19 protein-coding genes are annotated in these 26,819 nt (G+C 56.4%); 3 read left to right on the forward strand and 16 right to left on the reverse strand.

Going from position 1 to position 26,819, the window contains the following annotated elements; all coding sequences use genetic code 11:
- Positions 1 to 319: 319 nt before the first annotated feature.
- The 3 genes from JUE67_RS11320 to JUE67_RS11330 all read right to left on the reverse strand — a co-directional run bounded on the left by JUE67_RS11320 (position 320) and on the right by JUE67_RS11330 (position 4,802).
- Positions 320 to 1,144 (reverse strand): Cof-type HAD-IIB family hydrolase, encoded by an 825-nt coding sequence (locus JUE67_RS11320; protein ID WP_203628425.1) that lies wholly within the window; start codon positions 1,142 to 1,144, stop codon positions 320 to 322.
- Positions 1,145 to 1,226: 82 nt separating this feature from the next.
- A complete protein-coding gene (locus tag JUE67_RS11325; RefSeq protein ID WP_203628424.1) occupies positions 1,227 to 2,549 on the reverse strand; it encodes a Fic family protein in 1,323 nt (440 codons plus the stop codon).
- A gap of 258 nt (positions 2,550 to 2,807) precedes the next feature.
- Positions 2,808 to 4,802 carry a glycoside hydrolase family 31 protein gene (locus tag JUE67_RS11330; RefSeq protein ID WP_203628423.1) on the reverse strand — a complete coding sequence of 665 codons (1,995 nt, stop codon included), beginning with the start codon at positions 4,800 to 4,802 and terminating at the stop codon, positions 2,808 to 2,810.
- Between the two features lie 149 nt (positions 4,803 to 4,951).
- Between JUE67_RS11330 and JUE67_RS11335 the strand changes: the two genes are divergently transcribed.
- The gene (locus JUE67_RS11335; RefSeq protein ID WP_203628422.1) at positions 4,952 to 5,830 is read left to right on the forward strand and encodes an AraC family transcriptional regulator; all 879 of its coding nucleotides are present in this window, start codon (positions 4,952 to 4,954) and stop codon (positions 5,828 to 5,830) included.
- A 96-nt stretch (positions 5,831 to 5,926) separates the two neighbouring features.
- On the opposite strand, the gene JUE67_RS11340 is transcribed toward JUE67_RS11335, so the two are convergent.
- The 8 genes from JUE67_RS11340 to JUE67_RS11375 form a co-directional block, all read right to left on the reverse strand.
- Positions 5,927 to 7,957 carry a beta-galactosidase gene (locus JUE67_RS11340; RefSeq protein ID WP_203628421.1) on the reverse strand — a complete coding sequence of 677 codons (2,031 nt, stop codon included), beginning with the start codon at positions 7,955 to 7,957 and terminating at the stop codon, positions 5,927 to 5,929.
- Positions 7,954 to 9,429 (reverse strand): glycoside hydrolase family 1 protein, encoded by a 1,476-nt coding sequence (locus JUE67_RS11345; protein WP_203628420.1) that lies wholly within the window; start codon positions 9,427 to 9,429, stop codon positions 7,954 to 7,956. The genes JUE67_RS11340 and JUE67_RS11345 overlap by 4 nt, the downstream gene beginning before the upstream one ends.
- Positions 9,430 to 9,444: 15 nt before the next feature.
- A complete protein-coding gene (locus JUE67_RS11350; RefSeq protein ID WP_203628419.1) occupies positions 9,445 to 10,320 on the reverse strand; it encodes an ROK family protein in 876 nt (291 codons plus the stop codon).
- Positions 10,321 to 10,329: 9 nt separating this feature from the next.
- Positions 10,330 to 11,148, reverse strand: coding sequence for an alpha/beta hydrolase (locus JUE67_RS11355; protein WP_203628418.1), 819 nt, complete (start codon positions 11,146 to 11,148; stop codon positions 10,330 to 10,332).
- A gap of 5 nt (positions 11,149 to 11,153) precedes the next feature.
- Positions 11,154 to 12,617 (reverse strand): alpha-L-fucosidase, encoded by a 1,464-nt coding sequence (locus JUE67_RS11360; protein ID WP_203637165.1) that lies wholly within the window; start codon positions 12,615 to 12,617, stop codon positions 11,154 to 11,156.
- Positions 12,618 to 12,860: 243 nt separating this feature from the next.
- The gene (locus tag JUE67_RS11365) at positions 12,861 to 14,651 is read right to left on the reverse strand and encodes an extracellular solute-binding protein (RefSeq protein ID WP_125696752.1); all 1,791 of its coding nucleotides are present in this window, start codon (positions 14,649 to 14,651) and stop codon (positions 12,861 to 12,863) included.
- Positions 14,652 to 14,691: 40 nt separating this feature from the next.
- The gene (locus JUE67_RS11370; RefSeq protein WP_203628416.1) at positions 14,692 to 15,603 is read right to left on the reverse strand and encodes a carbohydrate ABC transporter permease; all 912 of its coding nucleotides are present in this window, start codon (positions 15,601 to 15,603) and stop codon (positions 14,692 to 14,694) included.
- A gap of 19 nt (positions 15,604 to 15,622) precedes the next feature.
- Positions 15,623 to 16,594: an ABC transporter permease gene (locus JUE67_RS11375; RefSeq protein WP_191988586.1), complete on the reverse strand. Its 972-nt coding sequence runs from the start codon at positions 16,592 to 16,594 to the stop codon at positions 15,623 to 15,625.
- A gap of 93 nt (positions 16,595 to 16,687) precedes the next feature.
- On the opposite strand from JUE67_RS11375, the gene JUE67_RS11380 reads away from it, so the two are divergent.
- A complete protein-coding gene (locus tag JUE67_RS11380; RefSeq protein WP_203628415.1) occupies positions 16,688 to 17,299 on the forward strand; it encodes a DUF624 domain-containing protein in 612 nt (203 codons plus the stop codon).
- Between the two features lie 81 nt (positions 17,300 to 17,380).
- On the opposite strand, the gene JUE67_RS11385 is transcribed toward JUE67_RS11380, so the two are convergent.
- The 5 genes from JUE67_RS11385 to JUE67_RS11405 all read right to left on the reverse strand — a co-directional run bounded on the left by JUE67_RS11385 (position 17,381) and on the right by JUE67_RS11405 (position 25,815).
- A complete protein-coding gene (locus JUE67_RS11385) occupies positions 17,381 to 20,068 on the reverse strand; it encodes a beta-glucosidase family protein (protein WP_203628414.1) in 2,688 nt (895 codons plus the stop codon).
- Entirely contained in the window at positions 20,065 to 21,570 is a 1,506-nt protein-coding gene (locus JUE67_RS11390; protein ID WP_203628413.1) for a glycoside hydrolase family 43 protein, read from the reverse strand. Before JUE67_RS11390 ends, JUE67_RS11385 begins: the two co-directional genes overlap by 4 nt.
- A gap of 9 nt (positions 21,571 to 21,579) precedes the next feature.
- Positions 21,580 to 23,073 (reverse strand): xylulokinase, encoded by a 1,494-nt coding sequence (gene xylB, locus JUE67_RS11395; RefSeq protein ID WP_203628412.1) that lies wholly within the window; start codon positions 23,071 to 23,073, stop codon positions 21,580 to 21,582.
- 105 nt (positions 23,074 to 23,178) lie between these two features.
- Positions 23,179 to 24,519, reverse strand: a complete 1,341-nt coding sequence (xylA, locus tag JUE67_RS11400; RefSeq protein WP_203628411.1) for a xylose isomerase — start codon at positions 24,517 to 24,519, stop codon at positions 23,179 to 23,181.
- A gap of 144 nt (positions 24,520 to 24,663) precedes the next feature.
- On the reverse strand, positions 24,664 to 25,815 hold the full coding sequence (locus JUE67_RS11405) for an ROK family protein (protein WP_125696760.1): 1,152 nt from the start codon (positions 25,813 to 25,815) through the stop codon (positions 24,664 to 24,666).
- Between the two features lie 437 nt (positions 25,816 to 26,252).
- Here JUE67_RS11405 and JUE67_RS11410 point away from each other — a divergent pair, with 437 nt between their 5' ends.
- Entirely contained in the window at positions 26,253 to 26,696 is a 444-nt protein-coding gene (locus tag JUE67_RS11410) for a hypothetical protein (RefSeq protein WP_203628410.1), read from the forward strand.
- Positions 26,697 to 26,819 lie beyond the last annotated feature (123 nt).

Below are 26,819 nucleotides of genomic sequence, written 5' to 3' on the forward strand. Positions count from 1 at the left end.
GAAGACCTGACTGTTGGTATTCATTTAGTATGGCAAGCTTCTCCTCGGCTGTGTGCTTTGATCTGGGCATACAAAAACCCCTCCATGATTACCAGATGAATTATTGTATTTCATCTGACAACCACAAAGGGATTATCGCACAAGAGAGTTAGCGGCTTTTTGTCGTATTAACAGAATGGGATCACCATACTGTGAGAGCGTCTACTCTCGAAGGCGCGGTTGCAGCCGCGCTCTTTTTGTCTGGTCATCATCTCTACAACTAGCGTAACATGGCCGACCACGATTGTCACCAGGAGTGTCGGCACACGACGCCACCGACCTACACGCCCGTATCCCCCAACACCAATGACGCCAACGCCTTAGCGATGCCATCCTCGTCATTTGAGGCAGTGACCACGTCGGCATGTGCTTTCGCCACATCTGTCCCGTTGCCCATCGCGACCGCGGTGCCCACCGCATCAAACATCGCGAGGTCGTTTTCTTCATCGCCGAACGCCATCATCTCTTCAGGCAAAATACCGAGCTGTTCACCCAACGCAAGAAGCGCCTTGCCCTTATCGATGCCGAGCGCCATCACCTCCAAAAACTGGCGGCCGGCGCGGATGACAGAGAAGCGCGGCGAAAATGCCACCCGCACCGCATTTTCCGCCGCATCGAGCTGGGCTTCCGTGCCCACAAAGACGCCCTTGGCAATGGCAAAATCGGCCGGCATTTCACCGGGCTCCCGAATCAGCACACCGGCCCGATTTTCATAGGCTTGGACGACGATCATTGGGTCGAGGTCGTGGTCGGCTGTGATGATGGCGCTTTGCGGATCCACCACATTGAACGGCAGTCGATGCGCTGCGGCAAAATCGGTCATCGCCGCATAACCGGCGCGGTCGATGAGGTGGCTGATGATAAGGCGGCCGCTGACCGTTTCGGTGACGGCGCCATTGTAGGTCACCACATACTGGTCGTCGCCGGTCACGCCCAGCTCGGCCAAAAACGGCGCGACGCCTGCCAGCGGGCGTCCGGTGCACAAGACGATCTTGAGCCCGCGCGCCAGGCACTCGTGCACCGCGGCGATGGTGCTGGGCAGAATCACCTTAGCCGAGGACAGAAGCGTATCATCGATGTCAAACGCAATGAGCTTGATGGTCATGGGGACCTCCTTAACGTGTTTCTTCTATATAAATGGCAATCAGAACGCATTTTGCCGCTCAGCGCAAAAACAAATAGAAGCGTCATTCTGAGGTGTCGGCCAGTTGCGCCAACTGGGTGCGGGCATTTTCGGCGATCACGTGCTGAAGCGGATTCTTCGAAACAGTCTCGATCAAGCCACGTTGTTCAAGAATGGCCAGATTGCGCTTCGTTCGCGCCTTGGGAATGCCGCGCTGTTTAAAAATATCGAGAATCTGCCGGTCCTGAATCCCATACGTGATATTTTCGGTGAATAGCTGCGATTGGAGCAACACGTAGCAGATCTGGCGCTGCTCTTCATTGAGTGCGGTGCCGCGAGAATGAAGATACACATTGGCCGCCTGAAGCCGCTCGCGCCGCGCTTGTAATTCGTCCAGAACATCGCGCTGGCCCGCTTCGATGATCGAGAGCATTCCTTGAATGAAAAAGGTGAGCTCCCCCCGATTTTCAAGCAGGTCCGCTTCCTGAAACAGCTTGTAGTAGGTCGGCAAATTCCGATGAATCGCCGTCGAGACCGATAAGCCAGTGAACGGATCAAGCTTGCTGGAAAGATAGGACGACAGCAAGTATCGGCCCATCCGCCCGTTGCCATCCGCAAATGGGTGCGTATTTTCAAACATAAAATGCGTGATGATCGCTTTTTCCACCGAAATATAAGCATCGTCATTCATGAACACCAGCAGTTGTTCCAGCGCCACCTCGATCTGGTCCTCAGTCGCCGGCGGAATGTGGACCGCATGCGTCGACGAACCGATGAACGCAAACTTGTTGCGAAAGCGATCGCCATCAGGCAGCGCGTCCGCCGCGATCTCACCCTTCAGCAGCTCATCATAGATGGCCCGAAAATCGCTAAGTTGCGTGATCTGCCGCATTCTACCAGAGATCGAATCATTGTACTTTCTGATCGTTGATTCCAGCCGTCGCTCCGTTTTACCCGGCCGCTTCTTGAGGCTGCCGATGATCCTCCCGATCTCACGCGGATCGGTCTGCACGCCTTCAATATCATTGGTGAAAATGATCTCGTTTTGTAGCAGCGACTTCAGGTATTGGTCGATCGCCACGTTCGGCACCCCCTGCGAACTTGCGAGGGCCATGATCTGCGCGGATAACCGCTGGACACGGCTGAGTTGAAAATTGATCTCCTTCGTCTCAACAAAGAAGATGGGATACTTCGCGGTCGCAAGGGAACGTTGCTGCATCGCGGCGTCATCGAGTAGTCCTGGCTCAGCCAACGCGGGATAAAGCGCCGTCGTGACCGTGGACGGCCACGATAACCGGGCACGGTACTCGGCTTCGATCTCCTGAGGGGGCTTTCGACCAGAGCCATCATTGTTATACTTGAACTTACTCAACGGTAAATAACTCATCGGCGGTTCCTCCCTTTTTTGCTGGTATACGGATTATCGCATCTTCGATGAGATAGTTCAAATTCGATTCTTCGAAAATTGGGTTTTCGCATAATTGACCGCACGATAGACGACCGGTTATTCAAGTTTTGAGTTTTTTTAAAAAATTCCATCTATCTCGGCTTGCAACGCACAAACAGTCCACGACAACTGCCGCTACGACATAAAAACTGCCCACCATGTTGGAAGGCACATGGCAGGCAGTCACGATCAAAATCGTTAGCTGAGCTTCTTAAATACCGGAATCCGCTCGATTGGGGCCGCGGCTGTCACGGTCTGGCCGCCGTCAAAGGTCTCATGGGTATCGACATTCTCCCATTTGCCAGCCGGCAGATAGACCTCGCGCTCACGCTGCCCGAGCTTCAAGATCGGGGCCACAAGATAATCGGCGCCGAACATGTACTGGTCGGCCAGCTCCCAAGTCTTTTCATCATTCGGGAACTCGTAGAACATCGTCCGGAGCAGCGGCGAGCCATTCTCGGAAGCTTCCTGATACAATTTTTCCAGGTAAGGCTTGAGGGCCCAGCGGGTGTCGAGCTGGTTGCGCAGGACCTTGTAGACGTCCTCGCCGTAGCTCCAGAGTTCATTGTTGTGGCCGGTGTAGAGGCTACCGCCACCATGATCGGAGTCGGAAAGCGGCTTGATGTCATGCGGACCGCGATCGCCGTGCATGCGCAGGACCGGAGAATAAACGGCGAACTCGAACCAGCGCTGAAGCAGCTCCTTGAAGTCGGGGTCCTGCCAGTCGTCAGTCATGAAACCGCCGACGTCTGTGGTCCACCACGGAATACCGGCAAGCCCCATGTTCAGGCCAGCCGCAAGCTGGTCGCGCAAGGCCGCAAATGTGCTTGGCACATCCCCACTCCAGACAAGGGTCGCCAATTTTTGACTGCCCGCCCAGGCAGAGCGAACCAGCGCCAACTGTTTTTTATCCGGATCCACCGTGCGTATGCCATCGACAAAGGCCTTGACGTAGAGCTGCGGGTAGATGTTGGTGACTTCGAGCGCCGGGCCGAGGTAGTAGCGGTAATTGTCATAATCATAGATGGCATAATCGGGCTCAGCATTATCGAGCCAGAACATATCGATGCCGTAATCATAATAATTCTGCTTGCACTTATCCCAGATGAACTGGCGCGCCTCGGGATTGGTGACGTCGATCTCCAGACAATCGCCTTGGAAATCATAGGTCTGAATGCTGCCGCGCTCGGTGCGGATCAGATAGCCCTTGTCGAACATTTCTTGGAAGTTCTCAGACTTGCGGTCAACAGACGGCCAGACAGAAACAACGACCTTGGTGCCCATCGCGTGGAGCTCGTCGCACATCGCCTTGGGATCCGGCCAATAATCTTTGTCAAAATGCCAATCGCCTTGGCGCGTCCAGTGGAAGAAATCGATGACGATCACGTCCAGCGGAATGCCGAGCTGCTTGTAATGGCAAGCGACGTCGAGCACCTCGTCTTGGGTCCGGTAGCGCAATTTGCACTGCCACAGCCCGAGGAGACTGCTGTCCATTTCCGGCGCGCGGCCAGTCACTGACGTATAGTTTGCCACGATCTGCTTCGGGGTGTCGCCGACTGTGAACCAGTAATCCATTTCCTTGGTCGCGTCGCTGTGCCACTCAGTCTTGTTTTTGGCAAAATTCGCGGTGCCGATGCCCGGGTTGTTCCACAGCATGCCATAGCCGAGGCTGGAAACGGCAAACGGAATCGAGACCTGCGAGTTGCGCTGGGCGAGCTCAAGGGTGCAGCCTTTCAGATCGAGATAGGGCTGCTGATACTGACCCATGCCGTAGAACTTCTCATCGTCGTTGGCGTTGAAGCGCACGGTCAGCCCGTAGTCGCCGCCGATGATCGGCTTCCAGTCGCGGTTCACGACCTTCATGCAGTAACTCTCGTCGGTCACGCTGCCATCATAATTGCGATAATATTCGCGCAACACTTCCTGGTCGTCTTTGAAGAACGTCAGCACGCCGCTTGGGGTGATGGTGACCTTCAGGCGACCATTTTGAATTGCCGCCGTCTTTTTCGCCTCGTCGATCGTGACCAGCGCGGTCTGCGGGGTCAGCGGTTCGCTGAGCGCCCAGTCATTCCCGGTGAACGCCGGATATTCCGTCGCCCGCAAACGCAAGGCATCCTTACCCCACGCCTCGATGCGCAGCGTCTCGTTGCCATTTTTGGCGATCAGGGCCTGTTTCTCTTCGTTAAAACGCATGTGGATCCTCCTTTTGCAAACAAGCTAACACATTCTTGTCAGTTACTTATGACCGACAATCGGCTATACTTAAAATATAGCGTTTTCATGCAAAATTTCTTGACGTGTTTTCGCAACCGCTAACACGATCTTGCTCAGAAGGTGATCAAATGTCCGATCCGTCGCTTCGTGAAAAAGAACCCCATGGCACGGTTTTGTTTCCGCTTCGCGTCCATGAATTTCCAAGCGATGCCGCGCGCAAAGAACGGGTGCCCGCCCATTGGCATCCGGAAGTGGAGCTGCTGGTCGTGACAGCAGGCGCGGCGACGTTTCATCTTGATGGCGTCAGTCACCAAGTTCACCAAGACGATATCGTTTTTGTAGCGCCCGACCAACTGCACGCCTTTACCGCCCCGGTGGGTGAGCCTTTCGCGTTTTTTGCCGTGGTGTTTGATCCCAGCTTGGTGGCCAGTAGCGTGGCGGATACGATTCAGACCAAGTACCTCGACGCGGTGCTCACAGGTGCACGCACGCTGCCGCCGGTGACCACCCCTGGCGATGCCTGGTACGCCCAACTGCGGCAGGCACTGGAGGCGATTCGCGCCGCTGACCTGACGCACGGCCCCGCCTATGAACTGACGATCAAAGCCGAGGTGTTGCTTGCCTGGGCGACCCTTTTTGGCGCCAGCCGCGGGCGTGCCACCAGCTTCGATCAAGACCCCGCGCAGATTCAGCTGGTGAAAAACGTGCTGACGTACATTCGGACGCATTTTGACCAACCGCTGTCCGCCAGCGTTCTTGCGCACCAATTTCATCTCAGCGAAAGTCACCTTTGCCGCATTTATAAGGCCGCAACGAAGACAACGCTGACCACCAGCATCACGCAGGAGCGGCTGTCGCGCGCCGCCGAGCTGCTTGCCGAGACTGCCCAGCCAATCAGCGCGATCGCTCTGACCTGTGGCTTTGGCAACATTTCCTATTTTAATAAGCGGTTCAAGGCCCACATGCACCTGACGCCAAGTGACTATCGCGCCGCCGCCCGCGCCTAGCACACCCCCAAAAACGCAAAAAAACGCACCAGCGCAGCCCTGCCTCGTCTCAACAAGGCGATGCAAGGGCCACGCATGGTGCGTTTTTTCAAGGCATTAAAGTGCGTGTTGCAAGATCGCCACCCCATAAGGCGCCAGCGTGACTTCTGCTGGCAACGGGGTGCCGCTTAACAGATCGACGCCATCCAGATCCGGGTTGGCAACAGTGTGCAAGGTCCCGGTCACGTTCAGGATAAACGTGTACCGATCCGTGGCACTGACCCGGTGCGTGATCTCGACGCCATCAAAGCGGGTCGCCGCAGCCGGCAGCCCGGCCGCTTCAAGCAGCCGGCCCATCAAATGCGCCAATCCTGCCTCATCGAGTTGCGTCCCGACATAAAAGGCCGTTCCCTGACCATACCGGTTCGCCGTCAGGGCCGGCGCCCCGTTGTAAAACAGCGCCGAGTCCTGGTAACTCGCGAGCACTTTGGCCCCATCCGGGTGAATGATGTCGCAGAGGAATTGGCCCTGCACGGCGGGGCCATCCGCCAGTTGGACGCCGACTGTGGTGTCCGGCGGCAAGGCGTCAAAGGCTTCATTCCAGAGGCCGAGCACCCCGGTCAAGGAACCCGGGTACCCGCCAAGCCAGACATTATCGTGGTCGTCGACGATGCCGGACATATAGGTGGTCAGGAACGTGCCGCCATTTTTCACGAAGGCCGCGATCTTATCGCTGACCGTCTGCCCCGCGATATACATCACCGGCGCGATCAAAATGTCGAGCTGCGACCAGTCACTGTCCTGGCCGACCATCGTGACATCCAGCCCCGCATCATAGACCATCTGGTAATAAGTATGCACTTGCTGGACGTAATCCATTTGCCGGCTCGGGCCAGTGGCATATTCCACGCCCCAAAAACTCGGCCAATCAAACAGTACCCCGATCTTGGCGACATTCTTGCTGCGGCGCAGATCCGTCGGCAAGGCCGCGAGCTCCGCACCGAGCTGCTGGACTTCCTTATACACGCGAGACTCGTGCGCCCCGCCGGCATCGACATGGGAGATCACGGCGCCATGGAATTTTTCGATGGCATTGCGCGATTGCTTCATCTGGAAAAATTCGATGGTGTTGGCCCCATGTGCCAGCGCCTGATAGGACAACAAGCGCATCTCGCCCGGCTTTTTCAAGGCGCAATAAGGTTGCCAGTTCTGCTGACTTGGCGTTTGCTCCATCAGCATGAACGGCGCCTGCTTGACCCCATACATCAGGTCGTGCTTCATCGCGGTCTCGGAGCTTGGCGTGTCAAAACTCGGGTAGTTGTCCCAGGACACGATATCCATTTCCTTGGCCCACTGGAAGTAGTCGAGGTCGCGCTGGGTGCTCATCAGGTTGGTGGTGATCGGCGTCGTTGAATCAACCGCCCGAATCACCGCTTTTTCCATCTTGAAGTTCGCCAGCATCGCGTCGGATTGAAAGCGCCGATAATCCAGCGCCGCCCCGGCCAAAACAGGCTTATCGCTACCGGCATCGATCATGTCCGTCAGGTGCATCGGTGGGTCGATCTCCGTCCAATCATGGAATGTGTGGCTCCAGAAATTGCTGTTCCAGGCCGTATTGACCGCATCCAGATCCGCATAATGGGCCTGAAGCCAGCTGCGAAAAGCCGCCGCGCAATTGTCGCAGTAGCACTGGCCGCCATATTCATTTGAAATGTGCCAGCAGACCAGCCCCGGTGCGTCGTGGTAGCGGGCCGCCAGCCGGGTCACCAGCGCTGTGGCCAGCTGCTGAAAATGCGGGGAGCTTGGGCACGCATTGTGGCGCATGCCAAATCCCGCGTGGCGGCCATTGCTATCGGTGCGCGCGACGTCTGGATATTTTTTCACCATCCAGGCCGGCAGTGCGCCGGTCGAAGTGGCCAACACGATCGTCATCTCGTAGCGCCCAGCCAGCGCCATGATCTTGTCCAGCAGGGAAAAATCATACGTCGTTTCATCCGGCTGAAGCAGCGCCCATGAAAAAACATTCAGCGTGAGCGAATTGATGTGCGCCGCCTGCAACTGCTTGAGGTCCTGTTCCCATGTCTCTTCCGGCCACTGCTCCGGATTATAATCACCGCCGAATAACAGCGGGATATCGTTCAATGTCATTTTGTGGCCTCCGTGATCTGCGCCCCATTTTGGGCAATGATCTGTTGATACCAGTAATAACTCTTCTTCGGGATCCGGCGCAGCTGCTTTGGCCCGTCGTCATCGCGATCGACGTACACAAAGCCGTACCGCTTGCGGTAACCATTGAGCCAGGACAACAGATCCGTGAAGCTCCAGGCGCAATACCCGATCATCTCAACGCCATCGGTAATGGCTTCCTTCATCGTCCGCAAATGGGCGGCCAGGTAGTCGATGCGATATTGGTCATCCACTTCGCCATTTGCCAATTGGTCGACGGCGCCCAGCCCATTTTCGGTCACAAACAGCGGCAGTCGGTATTTTTCATAGACTTGGCGCAGGCCGACGCGGAACCCGACTGGATCGATCTCCCAGCCCCAGTCCGTCTTTTTCAGATACGGATTGGCCACCGCGTTGAACATCGGCACTTCAGGCGACTGCGCCTGATCTTCTTTGGGCTGCATCAGATACGGGTCCGTGGCGGAAAAATCCTTCTTCGCCGCCTCGGCCACCGGCTTTTCCAGGCGATTTTGTTGCACGGTGCCACCATGATAATAATTGATGCCCAGAAAATCGGGATGCGCCTGCTTAAGCAGTGCCCGATCCGCGTCGGTCACATCCGGCATGAGGCCCATGCGCGTCAGCGTTTTTTCCATAAAGTATGGGTATTCCCCGCGGCAGTACACATCCAGCCACCAATTGTTGTTGAAATCATCGGCGTTGACGGCTGCCAAAACGTCGGTTGGGGCGCCGGTCAGCGGATAGACCGGCCCGTAGCCAAAACTCGGCCCGATCAGCCCGTTTGGCACAAGCTCATGGAACAGCTTGATGGCGATGGCGTTGGCCAGGTTCACGATGTGGTTCGCCGCGAACATCCGGCGGACATCCTGAACCTTCGGCGGATGGTTGCCCCACCGATAGCCGAGGCCGGTGAACACATTTTGCTCGTTGAAGGTGACCCAGTACTTCACATCATCTTTGAACGCCGTGAATAACGTGCGGCAGTACTTGGCAAAAGCCGGAATCACCTCACGCGATTCCCAGCCGCCATATTTGTCCTGCAGGGCTTGCGGCAAGTCCCAGTGATACAGCGTCAGAACCGGCTCGATGCCGTTTTGCTTGAGTTCGCGAATCAGCCGCCGGTAAAAATCGAGGCCGGCCTCATTCACCGCGCCGTCGCCATCGGGAATCACGCGCGCCCATGCGACGGAAAAACGGTACGCTTTGAGCCCCATTTTCGCCATTAGCGCGACGTCTTCTGCCATGTGGTGATAATGGTCGATCGCGACATCACCGGTCGTGCCGTTGAAGGTGTTGCCCGGTTGATGGGCGTACACATCCCAGATCGACGGGCCTTTGCCATCTTCGTCATACGCGCCTTCGATCTGATAGGCGGCACTGGCGGCGCCCCACAGGAAATCAGGCGGAAAATCATCGAGTTTGTCGTAATACATGAGCTACTCCCTTCGTTAATGGTTCTGCAAGGCGATGTACAGCGCGCCCAGCAAGCCGGCATCGTTGTCGTGTTTGCACAGCGCCAGGTCGGTGTGAAATTCGCCCCAGAATGGATTTTCGTTCAGGGCCGCCTCGATAAACGGCAGGATCTTCGGATTTTTCGAAATGCCGCCGCCGATCAAAATGCGCTCCGGATCGATGGTCGCGACGAGGTTGAAGATCGCGACGGCCACATGCTGCGCCCAGGTCCGCACGACTTTGTTCGTGACGGGATCCTGCAGGTCGGCCATGATCATTTCACCCGAGGCCTGCTCAAACGGCAGCCCTTTCGCCTTGGCAAAGGCGCGCACCAGCGAACTGGTCGCCGCCATGTCGTGCAGCGTCGCGTAGCCTTGCGCCTGAAAATCGGTGATGGACATGCCAAACTCCCCGGCGCGGAAATGCCCGCCGTGCAGGACTTTGCCATCCAGCACAATGCCGCAACCGACACCGGTGCCCAGCGTCAAGACCGCAAAATTGCGCACATCCATCGCGTTGCCATTCAGCAGTTCCGCCAGCGCAGCGCATTTGGCATCATTGTCGATCGCCACAGGCAGGTCCGCGTTGCCCAGGGCCTGCTTGAAATGGGCGATCAGATTGAAGCCATCAAGTTGCCCCAATGCCCCGGCGCGTTTGGCTACGCCGGTCGCCGGGTCGACGAAGCCTGGGAAGCTGATCCCGACCCCTGCAATCTCGGGAAAGCGCTTGGCCACCGTCGCCATGTCGGCAAAAAATTGGTCGGGCACTTCACTGTGGGTCGGATACTTCCCTTTTTCAATAAATTCGGCGTGGTCGGTCAACACCGCATACTTGACGAAGGTGCCACCGACATCAAAACAAAGATAATTCATGTCAGCCTCCTAAATATTATTGGCGAGCCAGCTGGCAAACAGCGCCGGCCACTGATCGACTTGCGGCTGAATGCCATACCCGTTGTCGGCGATCGCCGTGACCGCGGTGCCCAGCGACAAGCCGTGGCCGCCTTGCGGAAAAAGATGCAGCTCAACGGAGACACCGGCCTGATGCAACGCGCTGGTGAACAAGAGACTATTTTCCATCGGCACCGTATCGTCCGTTGCCGTGCACCAGATAAAGCTGGCCGGGGCGCTGGCGGTGACCTGTTTTTCAAGCGAGACCTTGGTCATCAGGGCCTCATCCCCGTATTTGTCGCCAAGTAAGGCTTCAAAGGAGCCTTGATGGGCAAATGGGCCGGAGGAGATCACCGAATAGCCGAGAAACAGGCCATTGGGTTTGATGGCAGCGGGGTCGAAGCCGTACTCAGTCGCGAGATCGCGGTCCCATTGCACGGCGAGATCGGCAGCCAGGTGCCCGCCAGCGGAGAAGCCGGCGACCACGATACGGTCGGGGTCCACATGCCAGTCCGCCGCGTTGGCCCGCACCAGCCGCATCGTCTCGGCCAATTCCAGCAGCGCCACCGGATAGCGGGCCGGGGCGACGCTGTAGCGGAGGATGAACACGTTGCAATCCAGCGCTAAAAACTGCATCGCAACCGGCTCGGCCTCGCGATCCGAGGTCATCACGTAGCCGCCGCCCGGGCACAGCACAATGGTCTTGCGCTGGCGGTTCGGCGCCATTTCCGTGGAATTATCGAGGACATAGCCAGACACTTTGGCGCTATCGGACAGCGCCGTTTTGATCGTTTTGACAAAAGTTTTCATTTTTCTCACTCCACAATGATCTTCAACCCAAGCGGTCGGTTCGCGTCAGTCGCGTTGATCGTGACCTGAAGCCCCGCCGCATCGATGTGCCAGTCAACGGGCGCGCTGCCCAACTGCACCACGTCCTTGATCGGCGCGTGGAACGCGGGCTGATCGGCGTCGTCAAACGCCCGAAACGCGGTCAGGGTCACAGCTGTTTTGCCTTCCGGATTCAGGATGTAGGCATAGACGTTGCCGTGATTGGCGGTGTAGCGGATATCTTGACTGCCATAATGCAGCCCAGAGAGATCCTGGAACATGCCTTCCTTGATGTTGGTCGGGCCTTCGCCAAACAATTTCCAGCAGGTACTGCCATAAATGCCTTCGCCGTTGACGCTGAGCCAGTCCCCAATCTCCCCGAGAATGCGACGGTCGGTCTCGGCGATCGAGCCATCCGCCCGTGGGCCAACATTCAGGAGCAGGTTGCCGTTTTTCGCCACGGCATCCAGCAGGCTGATCAGGATCTCGTTGGTGTCCTTATAATCGAGGTCGTCGGTATAACACCATGAGTTATTCGCGATGGCGGTATCGGTCTGCCAATAGAAGGGCTTTTGCTGCTCAAAGCCGCCCCGCTCCACATCCGGAATGCCGTCGTCCCAGGCCAGCGCATCGTATTTGTAGCAGATGCCAACATTTTTTCCCCATTCGGTGGCCCGATTATAGTAATAGGCCGTCATCTCCTTGAGGTAAGGCTTGAACGCCTCGTGTTGAATCCACCAGTCAAAATACAGCATTTCCGGCTGGTAGTGATCGATCAGCTCGCACACGCGCATCAGCCAGTCATCTAGGTATTCCGTGGTCGGATACGGCTTGGAATAAAGGTCCTGGTTGTTGGGCTCCGGCATGGCCGGCCAGTAGAAGTCGCCCTTGTGCAGCGGCTCCTTGATGTCCGAGTCGAATTCCTTGCCGTGGCTCATGAACCACCAGTGTTCGGCGCGGTGATTGGACGTGCAGAAATGCAGCCCCGCGTCCAACGCCGCCTGCCGCAACTCACCGATGATATCGCGGTGCGGCCCCATTTCCGCCGCGTTGTAATGCGACAGGTCCGACTGATACATCTGAAAGCCGTCATGATGTTCAGCGACGGGAAAATAGTATTGCGCCCCGGCCTTTTTGAACAGGGCGACCCATTCATTCGGGTCAAACTTCGGCGCGGTGAACAGCGGGATGAGATCCTTGTAGCCAAAATCTCGCTGCGGCCCATACGTCTTGATGTGATGCTCATAGGCGGGCATCCCCTTGATGTACATGTTGCGTGAATACCATTCGTTTGAATATTCCGGCACGGTATAAAGCCCCCAGTGCGTGAAGATACCAAACTTTGCCTGCCGAAACCATTTTGGCACCGGCATTTGACTCAAGCTGGCCCAATCTGCGTGATACGAACCCGCCTCGTTGATCGCGCGAATCTCTGCGACTGTTTTTGCCATTGTGCACCTCTCCCATTTTCCTCGCCGCTGGCCGCCAGAAGCGAAACTGCGCGGCGCTGCGACTTGCGTACTATATGTATTGTGGGCTTTTTGCCGAAAATTGACAGCGCTTCGATGACGCCTCTTTGCGCATCCCGTTTGCCAACAGGCTTGCCCACATTCAATAAAAAATGCGGGGCGACGTTTGTCACCCCGCACTATTTTGCCGTTCATCGACGACTCAGTTATTGCGAAAGTCCGCAATTACTTCTCGTCTTTGTACTGTTCGATGACCTTTTGACGGGCCGCGTTCTTGGCCTTGGAATTCTTGAGGTCAACTTTATACACATCGTCGTAGCCAAGACCCTTGACCGTCTTTTGCATGCTGGTCAACAGGCTCTTGAACTCGGTGTCGTTCTTGGCCATGACCATCTTCCAGGAAGAGGAAACGATCTGTGTCTGGACAGAGCCACGCGTCGTTGCGACGGTTGCAGGATCTTCCGGTGCGGTGTAGGAAACGCCGGCCGCAACCAACAGTTCGTTGTTCTTCTTGAGGTAATCCATGGTCGAAGTTGCGCCGCCCATGTGTTCAGACCAGTCCTTGGACAACTTGGTCTCGTTGATCTTCAAAACAGAAGGCCAGGTCACATACCCATACTTGTAACCGGTGGTTGGATCCTTGTCGTACTGCATCACAGCAACGAAGTTCAACGTGGAGATGCCGTCTTTCCAAGTGCCGGAACCATACTTGGCAGGCATCTTGACGGAGCCGCCTTCAAGCAGCGCCTTCTTACCAAAGTCGGTCAAAACAGGTTGGTCGCCATCCATCTTCCAGGTCAAGCCTTTGATCCCAGCGGAGTAGCCGGTGCTTTGGGCCTGTTGAACCTGAACGCCTTCAGGGCTGTAGAGCCAGTTGATGAATTTCACAAGGCGTGCCTTGTTCTTTGCCTTAGAGCCAATGCCGATAAAGGTCGTGTTGCCATCTGGCATGTTCCCGTTAGAGAAGACCTTCATGCCTTTGAGAGGGGCCAGTTCAAAGCCCTTGCCAGCCGCCATGTTGGCGCTGGTGTTATAGGCGCCTTGGCCCAGGAATGACCAGTAGGAGAAGAGGACCTTACCAGCCTGATACTTCGCATACATCGTATCCCAGTTCTGGGTCGTGCTTTCTGGATCAACAAGGCCCATTTGCTGCGCCTTGTTCAAGAATTCCAGTCCCTGAACGTATTGACTGTTGTTGGCGATCAGGCTTTCATACTTGGAGCCATTGCCTTTTGCCAAAGCGTAGTTGGTCGGCTCCCAGCCGTAAAAGGCGAGGTTCTGGCCGGCGTTTTGCATCGAGGCGCCATCCCAATCCTTGAACAGGGAGATCGCATAGATGTCTTTCTTGCCTTCTTCTTTGCGGGCCTCTGTCTGCATTTCTTTCAAGGCATTCAACAGATCATCTGTGTTGTTCAAGGTCGGATAGCCGATCTTCTTGTACAGATCCCAGCGGATATATGGCACGGTGGTTGCTTCTAGGCCTTCAGAGGCTTCGGTTGGGGAGCCTGAGGAAACGGAACTGGCAATGCCCCATGTGCCTTTTTTGTCCGCCAAGTCAGAGATCGCCTTGGTCGCGCCATCATACTTCTTGATGTACTTCATCCCGTCCAAGTATGGCGTCATGTCGGTCAACAGGTTGGCCTTGACCAACTTGTTGACATGGCCGGTCCCGGTGATGATCAGATCGCCCAGATTGCCGGCCGCGGTGCGGGTATCAAACAGTGTGTTGCCGCCCCCGGCAACGTTTGGGGCGACCATCTTAAGCTTGATGTTGAATTTGTCTTGGACATACTGCGCAAACCAACCCTTGGCCAAGCCCTGATAGTTGGCCAAGTCGTCATAGACGGTGACCGTCATCAGCTTGCCGTCATCTTTTTCAGCCTTTTTGGATGAATTGTCAGCCGAAGAGGAGCTGCAAGCAAAGAGTGCGACAGAAGCCAGCGCAACGGTTGCGACTACCGCAACCTTTTTGATGCCAGATACAACAGACTTGAACAAGGTCGAATTCTTATCCATTACTTCTTACCTCCAATTTTTTTGAAACGCCTGATACACGTTAACCCTTGACAGCGCCAAGCATGATCCCCTTAGTAAAGTAACGTTGGAACATTGGATAGATGAACAAGATCGGGAGGACGACAACGACCGAGACCGTCATGCGAATCGAGGTCGGTGTCTGAGACTGGGCCGCACTTGCCACCGCGGCGACCCCACCGCCGTTGCGGACCATAGACGCAAGCGAACTTGCTTGGTTGATGTACTGGTACAGCAGATACTGCAGGGAATAAAGCTTGTCGTCAGTAATATAGAGCAGCGTATCCTGAAATGAGTTCCATTGACCGACAGCGGAGAAAATGGCGACGGTCGCCAGAATCGGTGTACAACTCGGCAAAATGACATGGATAAATGTCTGCAGAGTCGTCGCACCATCGAGAGCTGCCGCTTCTTCAAGCGACTTCGGGAGACTTTCAATATAGGTCTTGACCAAAATAATGTTGAACGGTTGCACGATCGCTGGGAGGACATAGACCCAGAACGTGTTGGTCAAGCCTAAGTTTTTCATCGTGATAAACATCGGGATCATCCCGGCGTTGAAGTACATGGTGACGACCACGAAGCGGTACCAGAACTTGCGGTGCCACATATCTTCGCGGGTGAACATGTACCCCAGGAAGGAGGAGGCGATCACGGTCAATGCCGTGCCGATCACCGTCCGGCCCAAGGAGACCAGCGCCGCTGTGCCAAGGCCAGAGAGCTGCAAGACCTGGACATAGTTTTCAAGATGGATCTTGCGCGGGAACCAGTTGATGAGCCCGTCTGCGGAAAGGTCATTCGCCGAGATACTGTTGATGATCAGGTAGTAAAATGGATAAAAGCAGATCAACGTAAACAGGACGAAGAAAATGATGTTGAACACCCTGAACGCTTTGAAGCCGGGGGTCGTCTCGTTTTTTTCAATATTAGACATAATTTTTTACCTCCGTCTTCTAAATGATCGACGCGCCGCGCGTCTTCTTGGATACGATGTTGACGATCCATAGAAGGGCGACGGACACGAGACTCTTCAGCATTGAGATCGCAGTCGCGTACGACAGACTGTTTTGGCCCATGCCGACGTTGTAAACGTAAAGGTCAAGGACTTGGATATGGGTCTGGTTGAACGCGTTTTGGAAAACAAAGTACTGATCCATGCCATTGTTCAGGAAGTTGGAGACCGACAGCATCAACATCACGAAGAAGGTCGGCATCAGCGCCGGGATGGTGATGTAGCGGATCAGCTGGAAGCGGCTGGCGCCATCGACACGCGCCGCTTCATAAAGCTCTTGGTCGATGCCGGAGATGGACGCCAGGTATATGATCGACCCCCAGCCAAGACCCTTCCACGTGCTCCAAAGCAGCATCTTGATCCACGTCAACGAGTCGGAATCAAGGAACTTGATCGGCGCCGCGATCACATTGAGGTTTTGCAGCAGGTCGTTGACCATGCCGTTGGTGGAGAACATCGCAAAGGCGATCGAGTAGACCAGCACCCAAGAAATGAAGTTCGGCAGCGTGGTCAAGGTCTGAATGATGTTGCGGAAATGCTTGTTGCGAATCTCATTCAGTCCGATGGCAAATAATAGCGGGAAAAACGACGTTGCAATGTTCAGCAGGCTCATCGCGAAGGTGTTGATCAGCACCTGCATCAACTGGCGCACCTGCGTGGAGTTGGCGACCATCATCTTGAACCACTGCATGCCGACGAATTGACTGTCGCGCAGCGGAATCGGTGGCTCGTAGTCAAAGAACGCGTAGACCCAGCCGAACAGCGGGTAATAACTGAAGGCCACGACCAGCACCAAAAATGGCACGATCAACAGCCACATCCGCCGCGAACGCTTTCGCTTGGCCTTATCATGTTGCTGGCGCCGCTGCTGCAGCGCTTCGCTTTCCTTTTGGTTATCGATCACATTCTCCATGGCGTTCCTCTCCTTGTATAAGACTTGCATTCGACGACGCGTGTGGCCTAGTATGTGACACAAGGTCATAAAATATGAACAGGTGGGTCAAACATGAAATTCAATCCAAACAGCTCATTTTTCCGGGCGATGGGCACCCTTGTCTCGTTTGTCGCCGTTAATTTCGTTTTCATCATCACCTGCCTGCCGGTCTTCACGATCGGCGCGGGGCTGGCTGCGATGCAACGGACGATGATGCAATACATCGATCAAAGCGGGTTATCGCTGACCCGAAGCTACCTGAAAAATTTCAAGTCTAGCTTCAAGCTCGGCACCACCACTTGGCTCACGGTCCTAGCCTTGGCAGCCGTGTTCATCTTCAACGTCAACTTCTGGCGCGGTCTTGATGATTGGTTTGCCACGCCTGTGATGGTCTTGATGATCATTGCGACGGGCGTCTTGCTGTTGATCTGCCAAGTGCTGTTTCCGCTGGTCGGCACCTTTGCCAACACCTACAAGCAAACGTTCAAGAACGCTGCGCTTTTGGTGTTGCCAGAACTGCCGAAAGTGTTGCTACTTGCCGTGATCGACGTTCTTGCCGCGTTGCTGTTCATCTTCACATCGTTTGGCCGGGTCACGTTCGTCCTCTTCGGCTTTGCCTTTTGGCTTTATCTCAAAGCCTTCGTGGACAAAAAGCTGTTGGCCGACTATTCGGACCAGGTCTAGGCGACCGGTGAAAACGCTTCAACGTGGTTAGTATAAAACAAGTGTGTCTATTTGTAAACTTAATTTACGAACCAATAATTATTATTTTGAACCAGCCGGCGCCGCAGTCAGTGTTAACACTGAAACTGCGGCGTTTGTTGTCACCTGCAAAATCTGATCGGTCATCCCGCCCAGCGCAAAAACAAGCGGTTGTTCGCAGGTGGCGGCGTCAAATGCTTGCGTTTCGTGTTGGCCATCGCCGCGTGTCAATGTTAATTGGCCGCGACCAGACGCCAGCACTGTCACGACAAGGTCCCCATTTTCGGCGGTCAGATGGCGGTATGTCAGGGACCCTTCCTTACTCAACGAAACGACCTCATATTGGCCGCCCGCACTCGTCAACTCGGCCCCCGTTGCGTCATCAAACGCGCCGGCGCGCAGCGGGAATGCATCGAGGTCATAAGTGGCGGGTGCGGCCCCGTCGATGGTCACAGGCAGCGTTTGTTGCGGCTGGCCGCTGGCAAAACCGACTGCCAGCTGATAGGTGCCGCGCGGAAAATAGAAGCCCTGGGCCTTGGCGTCATACCAGCGGTAGTCGGCAAGATCCGCCGTCAGCGTGACCAGCTGGGTGCTGTGCGCGGCGACGGTAGTTTTTTCAAAGGCGATCAACTGCTGGCGATTCGGCAAGTCCTGAAGGGCCGTGGCCACCAGATAGACCTGCGGCGTTTCCGTCACAGGATGGTCTTCCCGATTTTCCAGCACCAGGTCGATCGTCAGGTGCTGGCCCTGTTGATCGACCGAAGCATTTTGCAGCGCCACCTCACCGTATGTCAGGCCAAAGCCAAACGGATATTGGACGGTTGCGGGCGCCGCAAATTGATAGGTGCGCCGCGTTTTTTCAATGTCGTACTCGCGCATGCTTGGCATCTGCCAGGTGTGGTTGTACCACGTCTGGCTGAGCTTGCCGGTTGGGGCGACATCCCCGACCAGCACCTTGGCCAGCGCCGCGCCCAGGGACTGCCCAGCATACCCGACTTCAAGCAGTGCCTGCGCTGGCAGCGTGTCGACCACAAATGAGTACCCCGTGATGAGCACGCCGACCACCGGCTTGCCAAGCTCAGCGACGCGGTCAAACAACGCGCGCTGGGCGGCCGGCAACTCAAGATCCGTGCGATCCTCGGTTTCCCGGGCGATCACCAGGGGATGGTTGCCCCCTGCGATCACGATCTTCGTGCAATCGCCGGCCGCCGCGGCCACCCGCTCGGCCCCATTTTCCGTGATCGAGACGGTGCCGACGCGTGGGCCGCGTCCGCCGGCTTCCATCGCATTGCGGTCGCTGGCGCGAAAATCATGGTCCACGGCGTAAAGCGCGCCATCAGCCGTCAACACGAACGCCTCCCGCACGACCCAGTCATAGACCTCTGTCTTGTGCAGGCACAATTGGCCAGCTTCATCAAACTGCAGGTAGCGGCCACTGTCGGTATCGCGCAAAAAGACGAGGTCGCCTTGCCACCGCTCGATCTCGTAGGTCAATTGGGTAAGGTCAGGCGTCGCGGTTGCTGGCACTTCGGCTTGAACGGCGAGGGTCGCGTGGTCATTTGAATCGACATAGGTGACGCGCGCCCCCAGCCGCTTTTGCAGCCCGTCGCGCAGGGTCTCGCGGTTCATCGGCAACGTCGCGTACCAGTCGCGCACAAACCGGTCCGCAGCTGGCCCCGTCAGCAGCACCCGGTCGGCGTCCGTTAATGGCAGGGTCGCCGTCTCGTTTTTCAGCAAAACGGTGCCGGCTGCCGTGACTTCCTGCACGAGGTCATCCGCTGCCTGGGTCCCGATGTCCGCATTGCCCAGCCCAGCATATGGATCGGTGGATTCATCCAGCTGGCCGAGTCTGGCGCGAACGGTCAGCGTGTTGGTGATCGCCGTGGTGAGCTCGGCTTCCGTGATCAGCCCGCGGATCAGGGCCTGTTTTGCCGCTTCTTCCACCTTGCCCGGATCGTCGACAAAACAATCCATCCCCTTGTGCAGCGCATCGGCCACGGCATGGGGGTAATCGCCAAAGTATTTGTAATCCTCGATATTCAGCGTCAGAGCGGACCCGTCTGTGACGATCGTGCCATCCATGCCCCACTGACCCTTGACCGTGTGCGCCAGCTCCGGCGATTGCATCATCGGGATGCCATTGACGCCGTTGTAGCCGGTCATCATCGACTGCGCATGGTGATCGCGAAACGCGAATTTGAACACCTTCAGGTAATACTCGTGCTTCATCCGCGGGGTGACGGAATTCGACTCACTGCCGCGCTTGGCCTCGGTATTATTGGCAAAAAAATGCTTCGGCGCCGCGGCCACCCGCAGCGTTTTGGCGTCTCCCTGCAGCCCATCGATATAGCCGCCTGCCACTGCGCCAGTTAAAAACGGGTCCTCGCCGTAGCCTTCCTCATTGCGGCCCCACCGCGGATCGCGCTCAAGGTCGACAGTTGGCGCCCATGGCATCAGGCGACTTTTCCGGCCGGTGGTGTTGTACAGGGCGCGGGCCTCGGCCGAGACCACGGTGCCGACGCGCTTCAACAGCGCCGGGTCAAAGGTCTGCGACAAGGTCAACGGAATCGGAAAACTCGTGGTGTGATAGGTCTCACGGTCCACGATGCCATGCGCGGCTTCTCCGCCAATGTGAAATTCACGCAGGCCCAGGCGCGGCACCGCCTTTTGCGTGGTCGAAAGCAGCCCGATCTTTTCGCTCACCGAAAGCTGGGCGGCAAGGTGCTGGGCTAATTGACGTGCATTTGTCATTTCTCTGCCTCCATCAACTGATAGGAAAAATCACTGAGTTCATTCCACGCCGGCGCCTCGCCATGGCTTTCGGTGAATAGCGCCAGCATCACGCCGGTAAAATTCACCGCGACCTCAGACGACAAGAACTGCGCCGCCGCCTCGCCGAGGTCAAACTGCTGGCCCCCGGCACTCACGTAAAAGGCATACTGATAGTTTGTCGTGCGGACCCCAAGCGTCACCGGCCCCGCTGGCAACGTGAGCTGATGATCGAGCGTCACCGCGGGCCCAATGCGCAACCGCCGCGCCGCATGCGCCTGCCTATTTTCCGGCCAGACCACGACATCATAGTGCTGATCATTTTCCATGTACGCGGCGAGCCCCACCAAATTGTGCGGCTTGGCGATTGTCACATGAACATCCAAGTTGAACTGGTCCTGCCGCAGCATTAACGCCGTCGGGGACCCGCTTGTTTCCTCCAGAGTCAGGCCGTTGGGGCGCAGCGCCACCCGATTTTCCCCAAAGGCGTAATTGGCCGGCTCGGGTTCGCGCAGGGTGACCCACTGCTGGCCCAGCGCCGTGTTGGCAAAACTCAGGTCCTGCGCAGGTGTCTGCGCGACCTCATTCAAGCCGGGCGCGGTCATTTCCAGCCGGGTCGTGCCGTGGTCGCCAGCCGTGAACCAGCCGTCGTCGTCAAACGCGACCGGCACCAAATACACCTCGCGGCCCAACGTGTGGTGCTGGATCCACTGATCGAGCATGCGAAACGCAAGGTGCACGAGATACCAGTTGCCGTGGCCGTCATCGACGAGATCTGCATGGCCGCAGCCCTGAATCTGATAGCCGCCGAGATCGCGGTTGGTCAAGACCGGGTTGCCCGAGAAATTTTCAAACGGCCCATTCGGCGTTTTGCCCCGCGCATAGACTAACATGTGCCCGTATTCGGTACCGCCTTCGCTGGCAATGAGGTAATACCAGTTCTCTTTTTTGTACAAATGCGGGCCTTCCAGATAACGCCCGCCAGCACCGGTCCAGATCACGGTGGCCGGGGTCAGCTTTTTGCCTGTCGCGATGTCGATCTCGCACTGGGTGATGCCATGCCGGCCCGCGTCGTCATCCCCGTTGCTCATGAAGTACGCCGTGCCATTTTCAAAATAAAGGGATGGGTCGATGCCACCTTGTTCGACGAAGATCGGGTCGCTCCACTCACCATGAATGTCATCGGTCCACACGTAAAAATTCCCGCCATGATTCACATTCGTGGTCACCATGTAAAACCGGCCGTTGTTGTAGCGCAAGGTCGGCGCATAAATACCGCCATGGGTGTTGGCCCCGTCGAGTTGAAGCTGACTCGGACGCGTCAGGACATGCCCGATCTGCGTCCAGTTGACCAGATCGGTGCTTTCAAACAACGGCACGCCGGGAAAAAAGTTGAACGAGCTCGTCACCAGATAATAATGATCGCCGACCCGCACAACGCTTGGATCGGGATGAAACCCGGGAATCACAGGATTTTTATACATGATTGTCTCCTATTGAAAATCGATCAGCCGCGCCGTCAGATCCTTGGTCGCGGGATACACGTCGCGGTAGCACTCATAGAGCTTCTGGTATTGCGCCACGGCTGCCGGATCCGGCTGATAGACCTGCTTGACCTGCACGAACTGCGCCGCGCAGTCCTGAAGCGTCGCGAACCACCCGAGACCGACCGCCGCGAGCATCGCCGCACCAAGCCCCGGCCCCTGTTCGGAGGTCAGGCGCACGATCGGCGTGTTGAACACATCCGCCTGCATCTGAAGCCACAGTGGACTCTTCGCCCCGCCGCCGATCGAGACCAGCTGCTTGAAGGTCTTCCCATTGGCCGCATAGATCTCGAGGATATCGCGAAACGAGAACGTGATGCCTTCAAGCACCGCCCGGACAAAATCGGCCCGTGTCTGCTTGCTATCCACGCCAATGAAGCTTCCTCGGATCGTCGCGTCCGCATACGGGGTCCGTTCGCCGACAATATACGGGGTGAAAAGAAGCCCATGCGCGCCCGGAATGGAGGTGGCTGCGCTGTTCACAAACGGCGTGAAGTCCTCGTCCGGGGCAAAGGTGTGCTTGAACCAGCTCAAACTGTAGCCTGCCGCCAGCGTCACGCCCATCGAGTAAAAGGCGTTTGGCGCGGCATGATTGAACAGATGGAGCTGGCCGTGATAATCGGCCGTGGCATCCGGCTCATACGTCAAAACGACCCCGGATGTGCCGATACTGCACATGGCCTGCTGCGGCTGCAGGACCCCGGCACCGATCGCCCCACAGGCATTATCGGCCCCGCCGCCAAACACCGCGGTGGCTGGTGCGAGCCCACTGACCGCCGCATACGCTGGGGTGAGCGTGCCGACTTGCGCGGTCGCCTCAACTAATGGCGGGCATAGGCTCACGGGAATCCCAAACGCGTCGCAGATCGCCTGGCTCCATTTTTTGCCCGCCACATCCAGCATCACGGTGCCGGCCGCATCGGAGAGCTCCATTTCCAATTGGCCCGTCATGCGGTAGCGCACGTAATCCTTGGGCAGCACAAAGGCCGCGGCCTGGGCAAAGATCACCGGCTCATTTTCCTTGACCCACAGGAGTTTTGGTAAGGTGAACCCCTCCAGCGGGCGATTGCGCGTGATGGCCAAGAACTGCGCGCCTATTTTGGCCGTGATCTCAGCCGTTTGTGCGGTCGTGCGGGTATCATTCCACAAAATTGCTGGGCGCAGGACGTTTCCTTGAGCATCCAATAGCACCAGCCCGTGCATCTGGCCCGAATAGCTCAAGCCCTCAATGTCCGTGGGCGCGACATCCGTTTTCGCAAGTAATTCCTGAATGGCCGCGGTGACGCCGCGCATCCAATCTTCTGGATCTTGCTCACTGTAGCCCGGCTTTGGCTGGGACAGTGGGTAAGGCTGGCTGGCCTGGGCCACCACCGCGCCTTTTTGATCCACCAGAAGGACTTTGACGGCACTTGTGCCAAGGTCAACGCCGATCACATATTTCATGTTTTTCCTCCATCTAACATCTAAAAAAACGGCGCCTGCCTCTGCTGACGAGCCGCTTGCGCAGCCGGCGTCAGCGTCGTGCAAGCGCCGCTAAGTGTTGATCGATCAGTGCAAAGTCTCGATGATGTAATGATTCAGGGTGTCTTCAAGCTCTTCCCAGCGACCAGACTTGGTTGCTGCCCGCAATGCGGCTTGCGGCTTGTCGATCACGTAATCATTCAGGGAAGTGAAGGTCTCCTTGCCTGCTTCGATCGAGGCGCCGATGCCGCTATCATAGCTGCTGTAACGGTCCTGGATGAAGTCGTCAAAGACGCGATCTTCATGGAGCTTGACCGCCACCTTCAGACCAGCCGCAAAGCTGTCCATGCCCACGATATGCGCATAGAACATATCCTCAGGCGTGAAGGAGGAGCGGCGCGGCTTGGCATCGAAGTTCAGGCCACCATGGTTGAGCCCGCCATTGGCCACCACTTCATACATCGCAAGGGTCGTGTCGTACAAATTGGTCGGGAACTGATCCAGATCCCAGCCGATCAGCTTATCGCCCTGGTTGGCATCCAAGGAGCCCAGCAGGCCAGCCGACCGTGCGACGCGAATCTCGTGTTGATAGGTATGGCCCGCCAAGTTGGCATGGTTGGCCTCGAGGTTCAGCTTGTAAATGCCATCCAGCCCATATTCCTTCATGAACGCGATGGTGGTCGCGGCATCGAAGTCGTATTGGTGCATCATTGGCTCTTTTGGCTTTGGCTCGAGCAACAGCTGGCCCGTGTAGCCGATCTCTTTTGCGTAATCAGCCGCCATGTGGAAGAACTCGCCCAAATGGTCCTGCTCGCGCTTCATGTCGGTGTTCAGGAGGCTTTCGTACCCTTCACGGCCGCCCCAGAAGACATAGTTCTCAGCGCCGACTTTCTTGGCCGTGTCGAGCCCTTCCTTGACCTGGGCCGCGGCAAACGCAAACACATCCGCAAACGGACTGGACGCCGCCCCAGCAACAAACCGCGGATTGGTGAACATGTTTGCGGTATTCCAAAGGACCTTCATGTGCGACGTCTTTTGATAATCCACGAACATGTCCGTGATCGTCTCAATATTCTTGTTGGTCTCGCGCAGGGTATCCCCTTCTGGCGCGATATCGCGGTCATGGAAGCAGAAGAAGTCCACGCCGAGTTTGTCATAGAATTCAAAGGCCGCATCCACACGCGCCTTTGCCAGATCCATGCCGGTCAAGCCATCCCATGGGCGAATCGCGGTGCCGTCGCCGAAAATATCGTCGAGCTTCTGGCCAAATGTGTGCCAGTACGCAACGGAGAAGCGGAGCCAGTCGCGCATCTTCTTGCCGCCGATCTCTTCATCGGCATTATAGTAGTGGAATCCAAACCCAGATCTGAGATCCTTGGTCCCTACATAAGGAATCTGGGTCACATCGGGAAAATAAGTCTTTGTCATCAGAGTGCCTCCTAAACGTCAGCCTTTTCGGTTGGTTTGTTTTGCTAACTTACTTCAAACATAGTTTAACGCTTTCATTTTGGTAAAACAACACGGGGCAGGCAAAAAATCTGCCTACCCCGTCTTTTTTGTTGATATAGCGCGTTAAGCGAAGCTCAAACTGCCGGCTTCGACGTTCAAAAGCGTCTGAATGATCAGCGAGGCGCCGCCAAGCAAGGTCGCGTTGCGCACATCCTTGACCAAGATCACATCCGGATCTTCATCGGTGAGCCGCGGCATGTCCGCCTGAATCTTGGCAAATAGCTCCGGAATCGCCGCGACCAGCCCCGAGTTTAGGGCGATCAGCTGTGGCGCCATGGTGACGCCGACATTGTAGATCACATGCGCGATCGCAAAGCAGAAGCGGTCGAGCGCCTCGGTAACGAGCTTATCGCCGGCGCGGAACCGCTGCACGACATCCTGCCGCACCAGGTCGGCCTCGCCAGTATCGTGGCGCAGGCGTTCCATGATCGCATCTTCCGAGCACAGATTTTCGACCGTGTCGGGTTTACTATTGCCCAGGAAATGATTGTTGTAGACGATGGTGTGCCCGATTTCCCCGGCCTCGCCGCGATTACCCGTGTACAGCTGGTTGTGCAAAATAATGCCGGCGCCGATGCCTTTATGAATGCTGACACAAACAAGGTTGGCGACACTTTCCTTGGTGTCAAAATCGCGCTCATAAATGACGGAAAGATTCGCCTCATTTTCCAGGACGACCGGGACATGCGTGGCGTCCTGCAGCATCTTGGCGACGTCGAAGCGCTTGAAATCAAGCGTCGGCGTGTACACGACTTTATTTTCGTTGACGATGCCGTGGATGGACACCGCGATACCCAGTAGCGGCAGGCCATCGATCATATTATCCACATTTGCCATGTCGACGAGCATCGCCAACCGTTTTTCAACCGGCATGTCGGCGACTTGATAGCGCTCGACTGCCACGATGCTGCCGTCCATCTTATTGACCATCCGATCGATGTAGTCAAACCCGAGGTCAAAGACGATCACATACCCAAGATCTGCGTTGAACTGCAAGAGTGTCGGCTTGCGGCCGCCATTTTTTGTACTATCGCCCTGCCCAAGCTCAAGCAAATGCTGATGGGCGATCAGGTCGCCAACGATCTCCGAGACAGTGACCTTGTTCAGGCCCAGATTCTTGGAGACCTGACTACGAGAGATCGGCCCATGATTGAAGACCTGCTCCAACACGTGGCGCTCATTGAGCACGCGCAGGATGTTCTTGTTTGCAGCCATCTCTACCCCTCCTTTTTGTTTGGACTACTAACGAACTAGATTATATCCTCACGCTTGCAGAATAGCAATTGAATTACTCGCAAGTGACCGCAGACCCCGCAGTTTAATGGGCTTTAGCGATAGAAATAGCGCTTTCTCGCGCCCGCTGATGCGGAATTGAACAAATGGGCCGACTTTTGCCGAAATGACGAAAAAACAGGGCTGTGGCTTGTGCGACCGCGCTTTTTCCGGTGATTTTAGTTTGTCAGGTCTGGTCAGTTTTCCCCTGGTCCGGGTGGCGCCGCCGATCTTTTCCCACGAAAACCACAGACCGGGTGCTTTCCTCGGTGAACTAAGGTATGATAGAGAAAGAAGATAGCGGTTTCACGGCTGGCTTGCCCCCGTGGGACCGCCTTACTATTACCGCCAGCTGGCGCGAGAAACAGGAGCATTCACCTATGACATTTCGGATTCCAACTTATCAAGATTACCTGACCGCCATCCCCAACGACCACATCACGTTCGAAGAATGCGGGGCGCTGCTGGATGAGATCATCGCGGCGATGGATCTGACCGACGACTTCTACCAGGAGACCTGGGAGACCTTCGTCCACACCGCGACCAGCTACACCCGCATCCGCGCCGATTTTGCGCTGATGACCATCGTGGAAAGTTCCGAAGAAGGCACAAAGCGCACCGCCGCACATAATTCCGTGATCTCGGCCCTGGCGGCTGTCGCCAAATTGCAGGCGCAAGATGGCCGTGATTATTCGTGGGCGGCCAAACTCAATATCGACCTGACCAACCCGGATGTCGCCAAGGCAAAATTGAACCGCCGGCGCATCGGGGATTTCGCCAACTACATCACCTATGTCACCGCATTGGACTCACGCTTGGTCTAAACCTGCGGCGGCCTGAGGAACAAAAAAACAGCCTCGCGTTTGCGGGGGGACGCCCAAGATCCGTGTAGATCTCGACACCCTCACACGTTGCGCGTGGGCTGTTTTTTTGGTTTGAAACGGCGG

The sequence above is a fragment of the Lacticaseibacillus mingshuiensis genome (assembly GCF_016861785.1).
Lineage (GTDB): Bacteria > Bacillota > Bacilli > Lactobacillales > Lactobacillaceae > Lacticaseibacillus > Lacticaseibacillus mingshuiensis.